We start from the raw sequence: 17,618 nt of genomic DNA on the forward strand, positions 1-17,618 counted from the left end.
TAACTTCATTCTATAATCCACCAATATGGAAAATGCTTTACAAGCTCGTAAGCAATCAGCGCACCCAGGATTAATGATGGTTAGTATGCTGCTGGGAGCTTTTGTCGGAATGTTTAGTGAGACTTCATTAAACATCGCCTTGCTAAAATTGATGACCGCTTTTCAAGTAAGTACGTCAACAATTCAATGGTTAGTTACTGGATATATGTTAATTATTGGGATTATCTTGCCACTGTCCAGTATTATTACCAAATGGTTTACGACCCGCCAAGTCATTCTTTTCGCATTAATTGACTTCATGGTTGGGGCTTGTATTTCTGCCTTAGCGCATAATTTTACTATTTTGTTGATTGGACGAATGATTCAAGGGGTCGGAACAGGCTTAATTCTTCCACTAATGTTTGCAGTGGTAATGTAAATGTTTGCACCTGCAATCGGTCCTACCTTAACCGGGCTAATTCTTGCTAAGTTATCATGGCAATGGATCTTCTGGTTATTTATTCCGTTTTTATTTATTGCCTTGATCTTTGCCATCACTTCATTAGAAAATGTTGGTGAAATTACTAAGCCGCATATTGATATGCTCTCAATTATTGAATCGGCAGTAGGTTGTTCAGGGCTCGTTATTGGTGCTAGTTTGGCTAGTGAAGATGGTTGGACTTCACCTACAGTTCTCAGTGCTTTAATAACCGGAATTATTGTCTTAATCTTTTACACCCATCGCCAACTTCATCTGGAAGAACCAATTTTAAATCTTCATATCTTTAAGTATGCGGCTTTCACAATTGGTTCTTCAATCGTGATGCTTGACTTTGGAATTATTCTTTCTACGATGTATCTTTTACCGTTATTCTATCAACGAGGGCTCTTAGTTTCCGTTGCCCTTACTGGACTAGTAATGCTCCCTGGTGGAATTATTAATGCAGCCACTTCTGCAGTTGCAGGTCGCCTTTACGATAGTATTGGGGCTAAACGTCCTGTTTTAATTGGTTTTGTCCTTGCTTTATTTGGCGCTTTGATGTTGGCCTTCACTACATCACATAGTGCACTTCTTTATGTAATCTGTGCCCATATCATTTTAATGATTGGTTGTCCTCTAGCAATGTCTCCTGCACAAACTAGTGCTCTAAGTACGCTTTCTGGATTAGAATCTGGTGACGGCAGTACCATCATGAATACAATGCAACAGGTTATCGGTGCGCTTGCAACAGCCTTAGCTACTGGTTGCTTGGCTTGGGGTAGTTCTTCTATTAGTGGATCCGAAGCTATTCGCTTTACCAATGGTTTCCACTACGGCATTTACTTTGCAATTATCTTAATTGTGGTGGCACTGCTCTTATCATTCAAAATTAAAGATCAGAAAAACTAAATGATTAAAGTTCGTCAAATATCTACAAATTCAAATGATTTCAAAAATATCAAGCGGGTTTATAATACCGTATTTCCACAAAATGAACTTTTACCATTATCTTTACTTAAAATGCGTGCTAAAGCAGGAAAAGCAGAATTTTGTAGCATTTATAATGAAGAGGGAAAATGGGTTGGCTTTTTCTACACAGTCTACAACAAGCGCATCGCCTATATTTTCTTTCTGGCAATTGATCCTCACTATCATGGACAGGGCTTGGGTAGTGCGACGCTAACCGCGATCAAAGAACGGTATGCTGGAAAGCAGATTACCCTTAGCGCTGAACGCCCAGATCCTCAAGCACCCAATAACGAACAGCGACTCAGACGGCATCGTTTCTACGCCAAAAATGGTTTTGGCAAAACGGGTCTTTATACCGTTGAAAAGAATAATGAAAAATTTGATCTTTTAAGTATACAATCAAGCGTGAATCCACAATTTTACCAACAGTTAATGGATAGTTATCTGACTAACCATCGCCGCCATTACTTGCCGTATAAAATTGTTAAAGAGTAAATGACAGAACGAAAGACAGTAATTGATTTAGCTAGTTTTCAGAGTCACTTAACAGTTAATGATTACAAAAACATCGGTGCTGACTATGCAATTGTTAAGACAACAGAAAGCACGAACTATGTTAATCCTTACATCCGGTCGCTGATTGATCGAAGCGCAGGTGGTGGAATTAGGGGTTATGCTTTCTATCACTTTGGCCGTTTCCATAATGATGCACAAGCGGTAGCAGAAGCCAACTACTTTATCGCCAATTCTAAGGCACAGGCAAATGTGCAACCCGGTGCATTAATGATTCTTGATGCTGAAATTTCTAACATGCCAACATCATCAGTAAATGTGTTCTTAAATACCTTACGCAACGCCGGTTATCACACTGGTTTCTATACGTATAAGTATCTGTTGCCTAACTTTGACTTAGAGTCAATCCATCACCATATGGATATGTTCTGGTTAGCTGCATATGTATATCGCAATGGAACGCCAGCAGGGAAGAACCCAGACTTTAATTACTTCCCGTCAGCTAACTATATTGATATGTGGCAACATACCGATAATTTGCTTGGCTACAATGTTGATGGCTCTATCACATTAACCGATAATGCAATCAACCTATTTAATCCAAGCGAAGCACCAGTCCCAGAGCCAAACAAACCAATTGAACAAGAAAAGCCAGCAATCACCACTGAACTTCCAACTAACCATTGGGTTGATGATCTTGGTGATCGTTGGTTTGCTGAAAACGGGACATTTATTACTGGCGCTGCAATTAACTTGCGGTGGGGTGCTAAGACTAACAGTGCCTTAATCGCTACCTTACCAGCTAATAGTGAAGTTAAGTATGACGCTTGGTCTCGCCACGATGGTTATGTATGGCTTCGTCAGCCACGACCAAACGCTCAGTACGGTTATCTTGTTTGCCGTGATGCAAATAATAACCAGCCGTTCGGTACGTTTAAATAGTTGCCCTATCATTTATTTATGCTACATCAAATGCAGGCATTAGTTGATGACAAACTAATGTGGGCTTTTACAATCGTGATGATTGTAGATTTAATTACGGGAATGATTAAACCGTATTATGCGAAGAAAACAATTAAGAAAACTAACAGTTCAGTTGGAATCCCTGGGATAATTAAACACACAGTAATTTATTTAGTGGTAGTAATTGCTTATCCATATCTCTATACAATTGGAGCAAGCACGATGGCTACCACTTTTTTAATTGCTTGGATTTACCAGTATTTAATTTCAATTGTAGAAAATTGGACAGAAATGGGCTGGTGGTTGCCTAAACCAATCATGGATTTCTTCGAAGCTAAATTGGCTAAGGATCAAGAAGATTATGATCCATCTAAGTACAATTTTCTTGGTAAATATAAAGGAGGTAAAAAGTAAATGAAAAGTATTGATCCATCAACGGCAACAAAAGAAGATATTATTAAGCGAAGTAACTATATTATTCACGAGGTTAAAGAAATGAATAATGAAGTTGCAGACGGAATTTTTGATGTTAAAAGATTGAGTAAATTATTTTCCTTTATTGAAAAAGAACGTAGTATTATTAATCAAACCAGGCTTGTTAAATATACTAATAGTCGTATATTTAACATTTATCGTGGTGTGGTGACTGTAAGTCGTTCAAGTGGGAGAATTACAAAATCAAACTTTGTTACTAACTTAAGTGGAATTAAAGCTTGCTATAATGAATCTGGAATGAAGCATATCGATGATTGAATGTTAGTTTTGGCAAGTAGCGATAATAGCGCAGTAATTTATAGTGGATTAATTGCAGCGATTGTTTCGGGAATAGTAAGCTTAATCGGTTATAGTATTACTGCTTATATTCAAAATAAGAGTAATAAAGAAGCGTTAAAAGTTCAAAAGGAAAATAACGGTGACACTATTAAAACACAAAAGGAGATTGCTAAGATGGGGCAAAAGGAAAAGCTGTTTTATGAAAGCCAATTGGAATGGTCTAATGAAGTACGTAAACTTGTTACTAAATTCGTGCTTAGTTGTCAAAAACTTAATTTACTGCGAAAAGGTATTGAAGAAATCAGAAATGATAATCGAAGCTTTTCTAGTCGTAATCCAGATGAGCTAGAAAAGGAATATCAGTCAAAAGTTGATAGCCTTAAAGATTTATCTAGTAATATAGAAGAAACAATATACAATTTGCAAAATACTACAACACTGATTAGGCTTTATCTTTTTCATATTGATAATAGTGAAGAGAAGAATCTAATTAATGTAATGTATGATATTGTTGAGCATTCCATAGATGATGACGGGAGAAAGTATGATTCTCATGAATTGGATATTTTTATTGAATTAGCTCGTAAATTCTTTGATAAGCAAATGAAAGAACTTCAAAATGAAATAGTGTAAATGGCAAAAGAGATTAGTAATCTGATTACCTTTAACACCTACAAATTTGAACGAGGCGGTCTTTTAGTTGACATGTTTAACCAATTTAACGCTCGTGTAGGGGATCAAGGAACGGAATTAGCCATCCAGTGGGAAACTAGTAAGACTGAAACTAAAATTAATTTAAAAGAAAGAGAACTACACTTCTTCGCAACTGGATCCGTTGGACAATATCTTGAAAAATTGGAAGATGGTACTGGGTTTAAGATGTCTGCTGATGCATCGACAGTTTCATGGGAAGATAAAGATGGGGCTGGTAGTTTAGATGATGGTATTACAGTTGCGAAGCTGCCAAAACAGTTTTTCCCTCAAAAAGGTATTTTCTTTGGTTACTTTGGCCTAAAAGATAGACAAGGCAATATCTTTACTAGCGTTAATGTTTGGTTCCGTGTTCTTGGCGGTGTTCCAACGATGGGTGCTGCTATTCCTTACTTTGTTACTGAATTTGATGAAGTATTAGAGCGATGCAATGGTAAGATTGTTGACGCTTTAGCAGAATTGCGTGAAAAGTACCAAGCAGAAGTTAAGAAGAATGAAGATATGTCTGCGGAAACAAGAGCAGCATTGAGTAAGCTTGCTGATGCTGTCGGTGCAATTCAAGCGCAAATTGATGCGGGGAATGTAGTGACACTTAAAAAGCATAATGAAGATATTCAGAAGCTTGGTAACGAGATAGATAATCGATTAGATCAGATTCATCAAGAAGTAGAAACATTTGCCGATTTAGATTCAGTTAAAGCAAAATATCCACAGGGGAAGGATGGGATTTTTGTGTTAGATGATGGTCATCGTGCCATTTATAGGAACGACCAATGGTCTGAGGGACCGGTATATCAATCAGCGGGGATTGCTAACAATTCGGTTAAGACAGTCCATACTGATTTCGCTCGTCATCGTCATAACATCTACAATCAAGACGAAGCCTTGACCGGTATCTATAACGCTGTTGATGGCAAAGTGGCTTATCAGGGAACAAATGCTAATAAACGTTACGGCGATTTTACCTGTTTTAAATTTAAGATAAGTGATCAGCGTACCTTCACTGTACCCGGCACTGATTTCAACATTCTTGGTAGCACTGATGATGGAACTTTAGCATGGTCTGACAATCAAAGTAATGGAGTTACGGGAACATATACTTTCACTGTACCTAGTTCCGTAGTATATGTATATGTAACTTTCTTAACTGATAGTTACGGCACCTACTACTGCTTTGCTGGCGGGCTTGATTATGATTCAGCCGGACAGTTCTTGCTCAATGCGCCTTTAGCTAGTCCACTTGCTAAGGAAGTTGTAGCTCCAGAAATGACAACCTTTGTTCTGGGGAAAGGTAATCTGTACAGTGATTCAAAGTCCTTTACCGGTATTTATAACGCCGTCAACGGTAAAGTCGTATATCAAAATAAGCTAGTAAATCAGCATTTTGGAGACTTTATCTGCTTTAAATTCAGGACAAATGGCCATTATACTTTTACCGTTTCGGGCACAGACTTTACAACACTAGGAGGTCTAAAAGATGGAACCTTGGCTTGGTCAGATAATTATAATGACGGAGTTACAGGGCCTTACACCTTTAGTGTTCCGACTAATGTTTACTGGGTATATGTAACTTTTAAGCCATCAACTTATAGCTCCTTTAAGGCAGTTGAGGGTAGAGATCTATCTGCTTCTGGTTATCGACTAGCTGATAATATCAAAATTCCATCAATCATAAATCAAGAGAACCGACTCGATGTTGGTAAGAACTTTCACTTTACAAGACTAATTGATGCAGTTAATGAAGCTAAAGCACATGCTTCACAGAGCTCACCGTATGTTATTTACATTCATGATGATTCGATTGATCATACAGGGACAACGTATAATCTGCTAAACGAGCTCGGCGGTATCGTTTATCTTTCATCAATTGAAAATGCCAGTGACAACATGCAGGGATTCCATATTCCAGCATACGTGAGCCTTATTGGTGTAGGTAAGATTACCTTACTTGCTGAATTGCCAGATGGGGTAAGTCTTGCTCAAAGTACCAATTTCTCAACGATTGAGCTTGAAGAGGGTAACAACCGACTTGAGGGTTTGACAATCAGAATTCGCAACGGGCGTTACGCAGTTCATGATGAATCGAGAGACAAGTATCCAAATGCTTACCACATTTTCAAAAATGTCAGGTTCGTACATGAAGGTAACCTGCAGGGACTATGGGATGTGCAAGATGCTTATGCCGCTGGTACTTCGGCTGGTTGTACGTATAGCTTTACCAATTGTATTTTTGACGTTTCTAAATCTAATGGTTACCCGTTTAGTATGCACAACTATGCCCCACAGCTTGGTTCTACCGTGACCTTTGATGGGATTAAGTTGATTAGTAATGCAAACCGACCAGTATCATTACGCTTTGGTTTTAACGGCTATTCTCCTGTAACGGATGATCCGAATAAGTATGAGGCCTGTTATACTAATGTATTCATCAAAAATGCAATTGGAAACGGGGAAATTCTTATTGAACCAGAAACAAATAAGTATAATTGTACAAACAATTATCGGCTATATAACTTCACTAGCTTAAAAGAAGATAGCAAGGATAATCAGATTAAATAAATGGCAAGTGAAACCTATGATTATGAGCCATTTGATAATACGGATCATACTATGAAACAAATCGCTGATGCTATTCGTCACAAGGGTTATGGAAAAGATGTGCGTGAGGCAATTGCACAGGGCTTCGAAAACCTGGATAAACATTTAAGTAGTATTGAAGAAGAACTGAAACAACAAGAAAAGAAAAAGGCATCGTCTATGGATGATATTTTTAATTCTTTTGGTAAGAAGGAGTGAGTGTACCGAATTATTGGTTATAATGAGCCAACAGATAAAGCAGGATTTATTGTACTGGATCCCCGAGTTAATCGTCATATTAGTTCGGGGAAACTCACGCTTAAAGAATCCAACATTGATGATTTGACTATTACGGTTAATCAAGCAAGTCCATTATGGGACAACGTAAGGCCTTATCATACTCATGTTAACGTTTATGATGATAATGAACTTATTTTTCGTGGACGAGCTATCAAACCTAAAAAGTCGATGGAAGAAAGTGGACAATTCATTCGGGAATATGTTTTTGAAGATATTGAAGCATATCTTATGGATAGTACCCAACGATTTTATGAAGGTGTTGGGCAAACACCCAAAGAATTTTTACAGACTTTAATAGATGTTCATAATTCACAGGTTCCTGACTATAAAAAATTCCAGCTTCGAAATGTAAATGTCACTAATAACAAGGATGACCAGTATCGACAAATTGATTATCCCAAAACTAGCGATGCCATTAATGATAAATTAGTAAAATCTCTTGGCGGTTATATTGTGACTACTTATAACCCTAACGGAATAAACTACCTTGACTACTTAACAGACATTGGGGTTGATCATAAAAATGACACTCCTATTCAGTTAGCTAAAAATATGAAGTCTGCAAGTATGCAGATTGATCCTACTAAGGTGATTACAAGGTTAATTCCGTTGGGAAAGACACTAGAACCATCAAAAGTTGATGTAAGTGATGATGGCGGAGATGGTGGTTCTGGATCATTAGATAGTCCTGAAGAATTTTGTAAATCAGAAATTAATGCTACTTGGGGTAGTGATATTAATAATATGAAACAAGATTTTGCCGCTCGTTCTTCGAGAGTTCGGGCTTGGGGAGTGGACGTTAATCGTTTATATGATGTGGTGAAAAATGCTGAAGTAAGTCCTGAATGGTTCTTTGCTTATGAACTTCAAGAACAAGGAACTTACTATGGATGGCTTAACCATACTTATCGACATGGTGATGCATATAGTGATGCGCAATCTGTTTGTGAATGGATTAAAAATTGTTCAAATAGTAATTCCATTAATCCAGCATGGAGCGCACCGGAAGGATCAATAGCGCCGAACCAAGCATTAGCGGATAAATGGAATCAAGAGTTTGGAAAAGGTACTATTGGCCGTGTTTATTTACAAGGGACTGCCGCTGCTGTTTGGGATTTAGCGGGTCAAACGCCTAATCCAGCTATTGGAAAGCCAATTAGTGGATGCATTTCTTGTATTAAACGTTGGGGTGGTCATTCTAATGCAACTGGTGGTACATGGGGATGGCCTTTTCCTAATGTTGGGGAAGGCCATTTTTCTCAAGTTCAGAGTTTCGGAAATGATGGCGGATATCGTCAAAATAGTTATCACGATGGTGTGGATTTTGGATCAGTAGACCATCCTGGTAGAGAAGTGCATTGTATTCATGGTGGAACGGTAACTATCAAATCAGCTATGGGTGGCTTAGGCAATTTTGTGGTTATTCATACGCCAGAAGGATTCAATATCGTTTATCAAGAAGCTTTTAGTTCTCCCTCTAATATTATTGTTAGTGTTGGGCAAAAAGTAAAAACTGGTGATGTAATTGGATATCGTGATACAGACCATGTTCATATTGGCGTAACTAAGCAAGATTTTTATCAAGCAGTTCGAAATTCTTTTTCTCCTGCAGGTGGTTGGCTAGATCCAGTAAAACTAATTAAAGAAGGTGGCGATGGGTCTAAACCACAAGAAGGAAAGAAAGATCAAACTGTTGATAATAGTAATGCTGCACGTCCTAAATTAACCATTACTACTGTCAATAACGGTAAAGACTATATTGATATTCCTGATTTACAAAAAGAATTCGGTATTATTGAAGGAACTGTCGAATTTGATAATGTAGATGATCCGAATGTTTTAATGCAACAAGCTCAAACATGGATAAAGGCTCAAAGAATACCTCAAAGTTGGGAAGTTACAGCTTTAGAATTACATATGACAAACTTCAAATCTTTTAAGGTTGCTGATAGGTACATGTTTATTAATCCAAATGTTGCAAAAACCCAATTATTACGAATTACTCAAAAAGAAATTGATTTACTAAAGCCCCATGCGTCTTCATTAACTATTGGTGATAAGACGATGGGGCTTACTGATTATCAGTTAGAAAATCAAGTCAATTTTCAACAGTTTAAGGAAATGCGAGTGATGGTTAATCAGGTTGTCCAAACTCAAGAGCAATCTGCTAATAACAATAATAAGGTTATGCAAAATTTTGCTAGTAGTGCTGATCTTGCACAAATGAGACAAGATCTAAGAAATCTTCAAGATGATAACGATCGTGCTCGTAAAGGAATGGTTTCCTTAGAAGAATTCAATAAATTAAAGGAACAAGTAGAAAAACTAACAACAGGAGGCGATGATAATGGCAAGTGAATGAAATTCTTAAATAATGACTATTCTTTTCGTGGATTAGGACCCACAAAGGCTGATCCAGAATACTTAGAAAATGCAGAATATATCGACTTTGCCGGTTTTAATTCTGCTGATTATGATTGGTGGTTGATTGATCGAACAGCAACTACGCCAGAAGAACAAGAAATTACAGAAAGCGTCCCTTACATGCAAGGAGAATATGATTTCTCAATGTATGATCAGGAACGCTTTTTTAAGACCCGTGAGTTGACTTATAAGTTTGTATATTTTGGAAAAGTTTATCAGGATCGTAAAGCTTACGAAGAGGAGCTTAAACGGCAATTACTGCCACATGGTTTCACTAAACTAATTGATTCTCATGATCCTGTTTACTACTGGTCAGCTAAGTGTACTAGTGTTGAGGTTGAGGATGACCAAGAAAAGGGAATGCTCACAGCAACTATTACTTTCAAGGCTTATCCTTTTGCTTATACTAACCATAACGAGGGCACCGATTATTGGGATGATGTCGCATTTGATCATTGGATTTGGCAACCAGTTAAATTCAATGTTAACGGTGATCAGGATGTTAATGTTAAGAATATCGGCTCACGACCAGTCGAATGCTCATTTCAATTGACAGGGTCCGTAACTTTGAAGAACGATTCAATTGGTGAAGTAGGTTTAACTCAAGACAATTTTAAAACAACCACGATTGTATTAGAGATGGGTGACAATAAAATGCATCTATCCGGAAACGGGACAATTGAATTTCAATTCAAGCGTGAGGAGATGATTTAGGTGTCACAATCAATGAGCGTTGAAGCGGTATTATCAGCATACGATGAGAGTTTTAGCGCAACTTTAGATAAGGCGCTTAAATCGATTAATAATTTAGGCCGTGAAACCCAGTCAACCTCTCAAACTGTTAGTGCAGGTGGTTCTAGTATTTCCAGCACCTTTAAATCAATGGCTGGAGCAATGGGTGTAGTTGCAATTGCTGGTAAAGCATGGGATGTTGTTAAAGATTCAATGAGTGGCGCCATTAACCGATTTGATACATTAAACAAGTATCCGGTAGTAATGAAGGCTTTGAATTATTCAACTAAGGATGTTGCAAGGTCAACCGCTATCTTATCTAAGGGAATTGATGGCTTACCCACTTCTTTGCAAGACGTTACAAGTGTTGCCCAACAATTAGCGCCATTAACTGGTAGTGCAACTAAGGCTTCTAAGTCGGCGATTGCCTTGAATAATGCCTTCCTTGCCTCCGGTGCTAGTGTTGCCGATACCTCTCGTGGACTTCAACAATACACACAAATGCTTTCAACTGGTAAAGTCGATTTAATGTCTTATCGAACATTGATGGAAACCATGCCAATTGCATTACGTAAAGTCGCCAATTCATTTGGTTTTACTGGTAAGTCTGCTGAACAAGACCTTTATAAAGCTTTGCAGTCAGGACAAATTACGGTAGATCAGTTGAATGATCGTTTTATCAAGCTGAATGGTGGAGTTAATGGTTTTGCTCAATTAGCAAAGAAAAATAGTGAAGGTATCGGTACATCTTTTGCAAACTTAAAAAATGCCGTTGTCAAAAATCTGGCAAATATGTTATCGGCAATTGACAATGGTTTTAAGCAAGCGGGCTTTGGAAGTATTGCACAAGTCCTAGACAACATGAAGGGTAGTATTAATTCCGCTTTTCAAGTTATTGGACCAGTTGTTACTAATGCTACTGTTGTAATTCTTAATTTCGTAAAAGTCGTAGGTGGAGCGCTTAAATCTGCTTTTAGTAATGATATTTTTCGAACAGCAGTTGTAGGAATATTAGGCTTTGTGGGTGCAGTTATGGCAGCTCATAAGGTTATTTCAATATTTACAACGTTAAGATCCGCAATAGTTGGTTTAAGCGTGATTGCAAAAGCTGGTAATTTGGCAATGGCATTTAGTGAAGCAATGTCAACACTTGCTAAAACTTCTAAGATTGCTGGTGGAGCGATGAAAGCATTCAGTGCAGTGGCTTCACTAGGTCCCTGGGGAATTATCGCTGTTGCAATTGCAGCTGTTGTTGCATCCTTAACTTATTTCTTTACCCAAACAAAAACGGGTAGAGCTTTGTGGCAAAGTTTTACTACGTGGTTATCTGGAGCATGGCAGAGTTTAGTTGGAGTAGCTACTACTGTTTGGAATGCAATTGGTAATGCTATTAATGCGGTAGTTAATTTTATTAAACCTTATTGGCAGGCTCTAGTGACATTCTTTACTGGAATCTGGACATCAATTGTGGCGGGTGTTACTCCAATTTGGCAGGGGTTAGTTAATGTCTTTAATAGCATTATCAATGCAATTGTTGCTGTTTGGCAGGCTTTAGCTCCAATTATTGTTCCGATTGTAGCGGGTGTAGTTGCGATCATTGGGGCAACTCTAATCACAATTGTTACCGTCTTTCAAACTGTGTGGAATATGCTTGTACCCATTGTTCAAGTTGTATGGCAATTAATTTCAACAGTTGTATCTACTGCTATTACGATGCTAGGTACAGTAATCCAAACAGGCTTGGCAATTATCGTTGCTATTTGGAATGTGGTCTGGAATACATTCAGTATTGTTGTAAGTACGGTATGGAACGTTATTACTACCATTATATCTACCGTGCTGAACGTTATTGCGGGAATAATTCAAGCTATCACTGCTGCAATACAAGGCGATTGGTCGGGAGCTTGGAATGCAATCCAGAATGTTGTATCAACTGTTCTGAATGCAATTAGTAGCATTGTTTCTAGTGTACTAAGCGGAGTAGCTGGAATTTTTAGCGGTGTAATGAATGGATTAAAGAGTGTTGTTTCTGCTGTATGGAATGGTATTAAATCGCTATTCAGTGAAGGTGTTAATTTCATTAAATCAGTTGTTCATATAGATTTAGGTGCTGCCGGTAGAGCCATCATGAATTCGCTTTGGAACGGTATGAAATCAATTTGGAATGGCATTAAGAACTGGGTAAGTGGAATTGCCGATTGGATTAAAGAGCATAAAGGTCCAATCAGTTACGACCGGAAACTTCTTATCCCTGCTGGTCAAGCAATTATGAACGGACTTAATAATGGATTGATTAACGGATTCGATGAGGTTCAATCAAACGTTAGTGATATGGCTAGCCAAATTCAACAGGCTATTACTACACCTGGCTTTGATATTGGAGCAAGTATTGGTAACTTGGGTTCAATTAATTCAAATTATACTGGTAGCCTGGCAATTCAAGATAGTCAGTTACAAATGCAGAATAATGCTTTACTTCGTCAATTACTTAATAAAGACACGACAATGGTTCTTGACGATGGCACTCTTGTTGGCTATACAGCGGATCAATACGATTATCGCTTGGGTCAAAATACAGCATTGAAGGATAGGTGGAGCCGATGATTGGCTTATCTAGGCTTTCAGAATATTTCAGATATTGAAGATATGGGGATAGCAGAATACCGATTGCGAATGGAAGCTTACCAATTAAAACGGGTAGGACAAGAAAGAGATATTGCACTTCAGGCATTTCTCAATCAATCTGTTCAAGCAACAAAAGGTAGTGAAAAGCACCCTGTACCGAAATATAAAAAGTTTAGTCAATTCTTTGACTACGATAAATTTGTTGATGAAATTCGTGGTAATTATGAACCAGACTATCAACCGGTAAGCAAAGCCAGTGCTGAAAAGCAACGAATAGATTTAATTACTAAACGGTGGCGTGAATTCCGGAAGATGAAGCAAAAACAGAGAGGAGGTAATGGCTAGATGAAATTAAAGATTGATGGTAAGGATTATTCATTTATTTTTGGCGTTAAATTTTTACGTAACCTTGATAAAAATCGAGGGGTCGAAGGTGAGCAAAATGGTATGAAGATGAATTTTGGAATGGGATTAACTGTTCTTATGCCGGCATTAATGACCAAAGATGCCTCTGCTTTAGCCGATACCTTACACGCAGCTGCAAAGGATAATGTAACGCAAGACCAAATCGACAATTACATTGATAACTGCAAGGATTTAAATAATCTTTTCAGTTGTGTAATTAATGAAATCAAAGCAAGTAATGCCGCTAAACCTGTTGTAAAAAACCTAAAAGCCTAGATGGCAACATATCCAGTATTGGAAGGGAAGAATGCAGTCCTTTTTGAACGGCTGTTAGAAAATGCCAAGAAGGAACCGGCACAATTAATCCCTTATCAAACATCACTAAGTTATGATCCAAAACGGGATACAGATTCGACGACTACAAAGATGGGAAATGTTCCGACTGCTTCTAATATCGAAACAGATTTAGAAGTAGAATTCTTAAATGCAATTTCCAAAGCTGCAGATGACATCTATGACTCTCTGTACTTTAACAAGAAGATTGAAGTGTGGAAGGTTCACCTTGATCGGGTCCGTTCAGATGGAAAAGTTTACGCTGAATATATGCGTGGGATTGTCTCTGAAGATTCTAACGATAACGATGCTGATGATCACTCAACACGTGATGCAACATTTACGATTGATGGTGTGGCAAAGCGGGGATGGACAGATCTTCCAGAAGATATTAAGGAGGAAATTGACTATGTATTCCGTGACCTCGCCAAGATTACTGATGATGGCGATGGTAATGGTGAAGCGTTTAAGAGTGATGATCGTGGCATTGGTGCTAATGAAAAGGAAGAAGCTACCAATTTCGCTAATTAAATGTATTCACCAAACGAAGAAATATATGATTTTATTTTTGCTCAAGTAAAAAAGAAATATCCGGCGTTTGATCATCCACCACAGAAAAATGAGACAGTTACTTATCCTTACGTTGTTATTGATGATACTCAATCTATTATGACTGGGTATAAGGATGCAACGGGTTTAAGAACAACCCTAACCTTGCATGTGTGGGGAAAAGTCAATCAACGTAAGCAGGTAACACGAATAGTAGATGATTTAAGACGGTTGGGTATGAATGGTGTTCGAACTAACCATTATGCTTGGCAAGGACGTCCAAATGAACAAGAACAACAATTATTAACTGATACGAGTGTTCCAAATACCGTGTTAAAGCACGGCTATCTAACACTCGTTTTTGATTTGAAATAAATGGCTAACTCATTCAAGGTCGATGTTAAAGGAACTAAGGAATTAGCAAACTTTTTGAAGAAAAATAAGGATCTAACACCAGTTAAGAAGGTTGTTGCTAAACATGGTGCAAGTTTGAAGAAGCAAACGCAACAGAATATGAACAATTTGTATAAGGGTCACTATGAATGGAAAAAGGGTGCTGGATTGACAATGGTTAGTCCTACCGGGAATACTAGACGATCCGTAACAAATACGATTTCTAATAATGGTTTAACAGCAACGGTTGCTCCACAAACTGAATATTTCCCATATCTTGAATATGGAACTCGCTTTATGGCAGCACGACCGACATTACATCCAGCTTTTGCGATTGAATCAATGAAGTTTGCTAATGACTTGAATAAATTATTTAAGTAGATGCGAAAAACGCAGATAATTAAATTTTATTATCAAGATGAAAATAGTTATGATCCGTACTCAGATGAAGATACTCCTGCAGAACCTAAGTTGGTAGCAAAACGGTATGCAAACGTTACTGATGTAGGTACTAATCGACTAGTTGAATTATTTAGTAAGTTAAATCAGAATGCTAAGGTGGTACGTCTGGACGCTCCAATAAATGAAGCCTGGTCGTATTTAACTATTGATAACGGATCAATTAAATATCGTCTTGAAACACAACGTCAACCCTTAAAAGGAACAACATTAATTGTGGATGAAGATAATGGCTAAATGGACCAGGATACGGTTTTGAAAAATTTAAAAGTAATGCTTGGAATTAAAGATGATGATCGTGATGCTTTGCTGAAATTGATCATTGATAATACAGACCAAGCTTTACGATTTAAGTTAGAACTAACTACAGACGAAAAGATACCTGGAGAGTTAGGGTACATTGAATTGGAAGTCTCAGTTCGGCGATTCAATCGGCTACAAAATGAAGGAATGAGTCAATATAGTCAAGAAGGAGAAAGTATTACTTTTAATTCTTCTGATTTTGATGATTTCCTAGATGATATTGATTTATGGAAACGGCGAAACCAAAAGGATGTTAAATCTCTTGGTGCCGTTTCTTTTATTAATCCTTATGCGGGAATGAGTAAAAATGCGAAAAACGCAGATAATTAAATGGCAGATGCAAATTTAATTACAAGTGAAGATTTAATCGCTCAATCTATTGACTTCAATGAACAATTTACTGGTAATTTAAGTAAACTACTTGAGGCTCTTGGTGTAATTCGAATGACACCAATGGCTCAAGGATCAACAATTAAAATCTATAAGTCAGAGGTTACAAAGGCTGATGGAACAGTGGCCGAAGGGGAAATTATTCCATTATCAAAGACCACTCGTAAATTAGCTAAAACTCTCACCTTAGATTTTAAGAAGTATCGAAAGATGACTACAGCAGAAGCTATCCAATCAACTGGATTCCAAGGAGCTGTGGCTGATACAGATGCAAAGTTACTTCGCGAAATTCAAAAAGACGTTAAACAAGAAATTTTTGATTTTACAGGCACTGGAACTACTAAAACTTCTGGTGAAACCTTCCAAAAAGCTTTATCAAAGGGTTTAGGTCAACTGGCAGTAAAATGGGAAGATGATGATATCCAATCTGTTGCTTTCGTTAACCCAATCGACCTCTATGATTATTTAGCAGAATCACCAATTACTTTGCAAAGTACGTTTGGATTACAATATATTCAAAATTTCATGGGTGTTAATACAATTATTGCATCTAATGCTGTAAAGCAAGGGACGATTAATTTAACCGCTAGTCAAAATATTAATTATGCTTATGCGAATATTAGTGGTGCTTTAAGTCAGGCTTTTAATTTGGTTCCAGATGAGACAGGATTGATTGGGGTTACTCACGAACCTGTTAACAATAGTCTTTCTTATGAAACAGTAATTCTTTTAGCTGGAAAGCTTTACGCTGAACGTTTAGATGGAATCATTACTTCAAAAATTGGTACTACTACCACTGCTGACAATAAGTAGTTGGACTTTTTACTTGTTGCAGTCATTAAAGAACAACCCGGATATTACAGTCCACCGGACTATAAACGAGGTGTATTTATGTTTGAAAAATTACCAATGCGTTTACAATTTTTTGCTGAAGATCCAACGCCAGCTCCAGATAATGATGGTGCACCTGAAGGAACTGATGGGGATAATAACGGCAAAAGTGAAAAGACATTTACTCAAGCTGAATTAAACGACATTGTAAAAGCCCGAGTCAATCGAGCCTTGAAAAATAAGCAAGAGGAAATTGACCAGGCAAAGAGTGAAGCTACTAAGCTTGCCAAGATGAATAAGGGTCAAAAGCAAGAATACAAGCTTCAACAAACTGAAAAGCGTGCCCAAGATGCTGAAGCGGAATTGGCTCGTTATAAAATGCGTGATACAGCTAAGCAACAATTAATTGACGGCGGGTATGATAACCCAACCGATGAAGATATCGATTTAATTGTTACTGATAAAGCAGAAACAACCAAAGAACGTGGTGAAGCATTTCTTAATGCTTATAACCGGATTAAAGAAAATGTTCGTCAAGAACTATTGAAGGGAAAGTCACCACGAATTAATGGTGCTCCTGCTACTACAATGACTAAGGAACAAATTGCAAAGATCAAGGATCCAATTAAACGGCAAAAAGCCATCAAAAATAATATGGATCTTTATAAATTTTAAATGGCTAAAGCAACAAATAATTTGATTGGATTTGAAGAAGAACTAAATAAGGCAATTGATAATTATAATGCCAAATTTGGTGATGGTGCTTATTTTAAAATTGAGCCATTAGTTGACCCTTTACGACCTGATGGGCCAACTTCTTTACAAGCTATTAAAACGTTAAATAATGCGGTTATGAGTGGTAAGCCACTTCCTAATTCTAAGGCACCAAAAGATATCTTTTATTAAG

General features: G+C 37.5%; 20 protein-coding genes and 1 pseudogene. All 21 read left to right on the forward strand.

Going from position 1 to position 17,618, the window contains the following annotated elements:
- Positions 1 to 25: 25 nt before the first annotated feature.
- The 21 genes and pseudogenes from HHK02_RS06810 to HHK02_RS06910 all read left to right on the forward strand — a co-directional run bounded on the left by HHK02_RS06810 (position 26) and on the right by HHK02_RS06910 (position 17,617).
- Positions 26 to 1,369, forward strand: a pseudogene (locus tag HHK02_RS06810) (MFS transporter).
- Positions 1,370 to 1,924, forward strand: coding sequence for a GNAT family N-acetyltransferase (locus tag HHK02_RS06815; RefSeq protein WP_181462198.1), 555 nt, complete (start codon positions 1,370 to 1,372; stop codon positions 1,922 to 1,924). It abuts the pseudogene before it with no gap.
- Positions 1,925 to 2,884, forward strand: coding sequence for a GH25 family lysozyme (locus tag HHK02_RS06820; RefSeq protein WP_181462199.1), 960 nt, complete (start codon positions 1,925 to 1,927; stop codon positions 2,882 to 2,884).
- Complete coding sequence (locus HHK02_RS06825) at positions 2,885 to 3,319, forward strand: phage holin family protein (RefSeq protein WP_153702088.1); 435 nt, start codon at positions 2,885 to 2,887, stop codon at positions 3,317 to 3,319. It abuts the gene before it with no gap.
- Positions 3,320 to 3,658, forward strand: a complete 339-nt coding sequence (locus tag HHK02_RS06830; RefSeq protein ID WP_181462200.1) for a hypothetical protein — start codon at positions 3,320 to 3,322, stop codon at positions 3,656 to 3,658.
- Positions 3,659 to 4,312, forward strand: coding sequence for a hypothetical protein (locus HHK02_RS06835; RefSeq protein ID WP_181462201.1), 654 nt, complete (start codon positions 3,659 to 3,661; stop codon positions 4,310 to 4,312).
- Complete coding sequence (locus HHK02_RS06840) at positions 4,313 to 6,949, forward strand: hypothetical protein (RefSeq protein WP_181462202.1); 2,637 nt, start codon at positions 4,313 to 4,315, stop codon at positions 6,947 to 6,949. It abuts the gene before it with no gap.
- A complete protein-coding gene (locus tag HHK02_RS06845; protein WP_181462203.1) occupies positions 6,950 to 7,186 on the forward strand; it encodes a hypothetical protein in 237 nt (78 codons plus the stop codon). It begins immediately after the preceding gene.
- Positions 7,187 to 9,625, forward strand: coding sequence for a phage tail protein (locus HHK02_RS06850; protein WP_181462204.1), 2,439 nt, complete (start codon positions 7,187 to 7,189; stop codon positions 9,623 to 9,625). It begins immediately after the preceding gene.
- On the forward strand, positions 9,626 to 10,405 hold the full coding sequence (locus HHK02_RS06855) for a phage tail family protein (RefSeq protein WP_181462205.1): 780 nt from the start codon (positions 9,626 to 9,628) through the stop codon (positions 10,403 to 10,405).
- Positions 10,406 to 13,027 (forward strand): phage tail protein, encoded by a 2,622-nt coding sequence (locus HHK02_RS06860; protein ID WP_181462206.1) that lies wholly within the window; start codon positions 10,406 to 10,408, stop codon positions 13,025 to 13,027.
- Positions 13,028 to 13,393 carry a hypothetical protein gene (locus tag HHK02_RS06865; protein ID WP_331271635.1) on the forward strand — a complete coding sequence of 122 codons (366 nt, stop codon included), beginning with the start codon at positions 13,028 to 13,030 and terminating at the stop codon, positions 13,391 to 13,393. It begins immediately after the preceding gene.
- The gene (locus HHK02_RS06870) at positions 13,394 to 13,729 is read left to right on the forward strand and encodes a tail assembly chaperone (protein WP_181462207.1); all 336 of its coding nucleotides are present in this window, start codon (positions 13,394 to 13,396) and stop codon (positions 13,727 to 13,729) included.
- Complete coding sequence (locus HHK02_RS06875; RefSeq protein ID WP_181462208.1) at positions 13,730 to 14,317, forward strand: phage tail protein; 588 nt, start codon at positions 13,730 to 13,732, stop codon at positions 14,315 to 14,317.
- A complete protein-coding gene (locus HHK02_RS06880) occupies positions 14,318 to 14,710 on the forward strand; it encodes a DUF3168 domain-containing protein (protein ID WP_152709670.1) in 393 nt (130 codons plus the stop codon).
- Complete coding sequence (locus HHK02_RS06885) at positions 14,711 to 15,109, forward strand: HK97-gp10 family putative phage morphogenesis protein (RefSeq protein WP_181462209.1); 399 nt, start codon at positions 14,711 to 14,713, stop codon at positions 15,107 to 15,109.
- Entirely contained in the window at positions 15,110 to 15,424 is a 315-nt protein-coding gene (locus HHK02_RS06890; RefSeq protein ID WP_181462210.1) for a hypothetical protein, read from the forward strand.
- Entirely contained in the window at positions 15,425 to 15,820 is a 396-nt protein-coding gene (locus HHK02_RS06895; RefSeq protein WP_181462211.1) for a phage head-tail connector protein, read from the forward strand.
- A complete protein-coding gene (locus HHK02_RS06900) occupies positions 15,821 to 16,693 on the forward strand; it encodes a hypothetical protein (RefSeq protein WP_181462212.1) in 873 nt (290 codons plus the stop codon).
- The gene (locus HHK02_RS06905) at positions 16,694 to 17,386 is read left to right on the forward strand and encodes a DUF4355 domain-containing protein (RefSeq protein WP_181462213.1); all 693 of its coding nucleotides are present in this window, start codon (positions 16,694 to 16,696) and stop codon (positions 17,384 to 17,386) included.
- Entirely contained in the window at positions 17,387 to 17,617 is a 231-nt protein-coding gene (locus HHK02_RS06910; protein ID WP_181462214.1) for a hypothetical protein, read from the forward strand.
- Position 17,618 lies beyond the last annotated feature (1 nt).

The sequence above is a fragment of the Limosilactobacillus reuteri genome (assembly GCF_013694365.1).
Lineage (GTDB): Bacteria > Bacillota > Bacilli > Lactobacillales > Lactobacillaceae > Limosilactobacillus > Limosilactobacillus reuteri_E.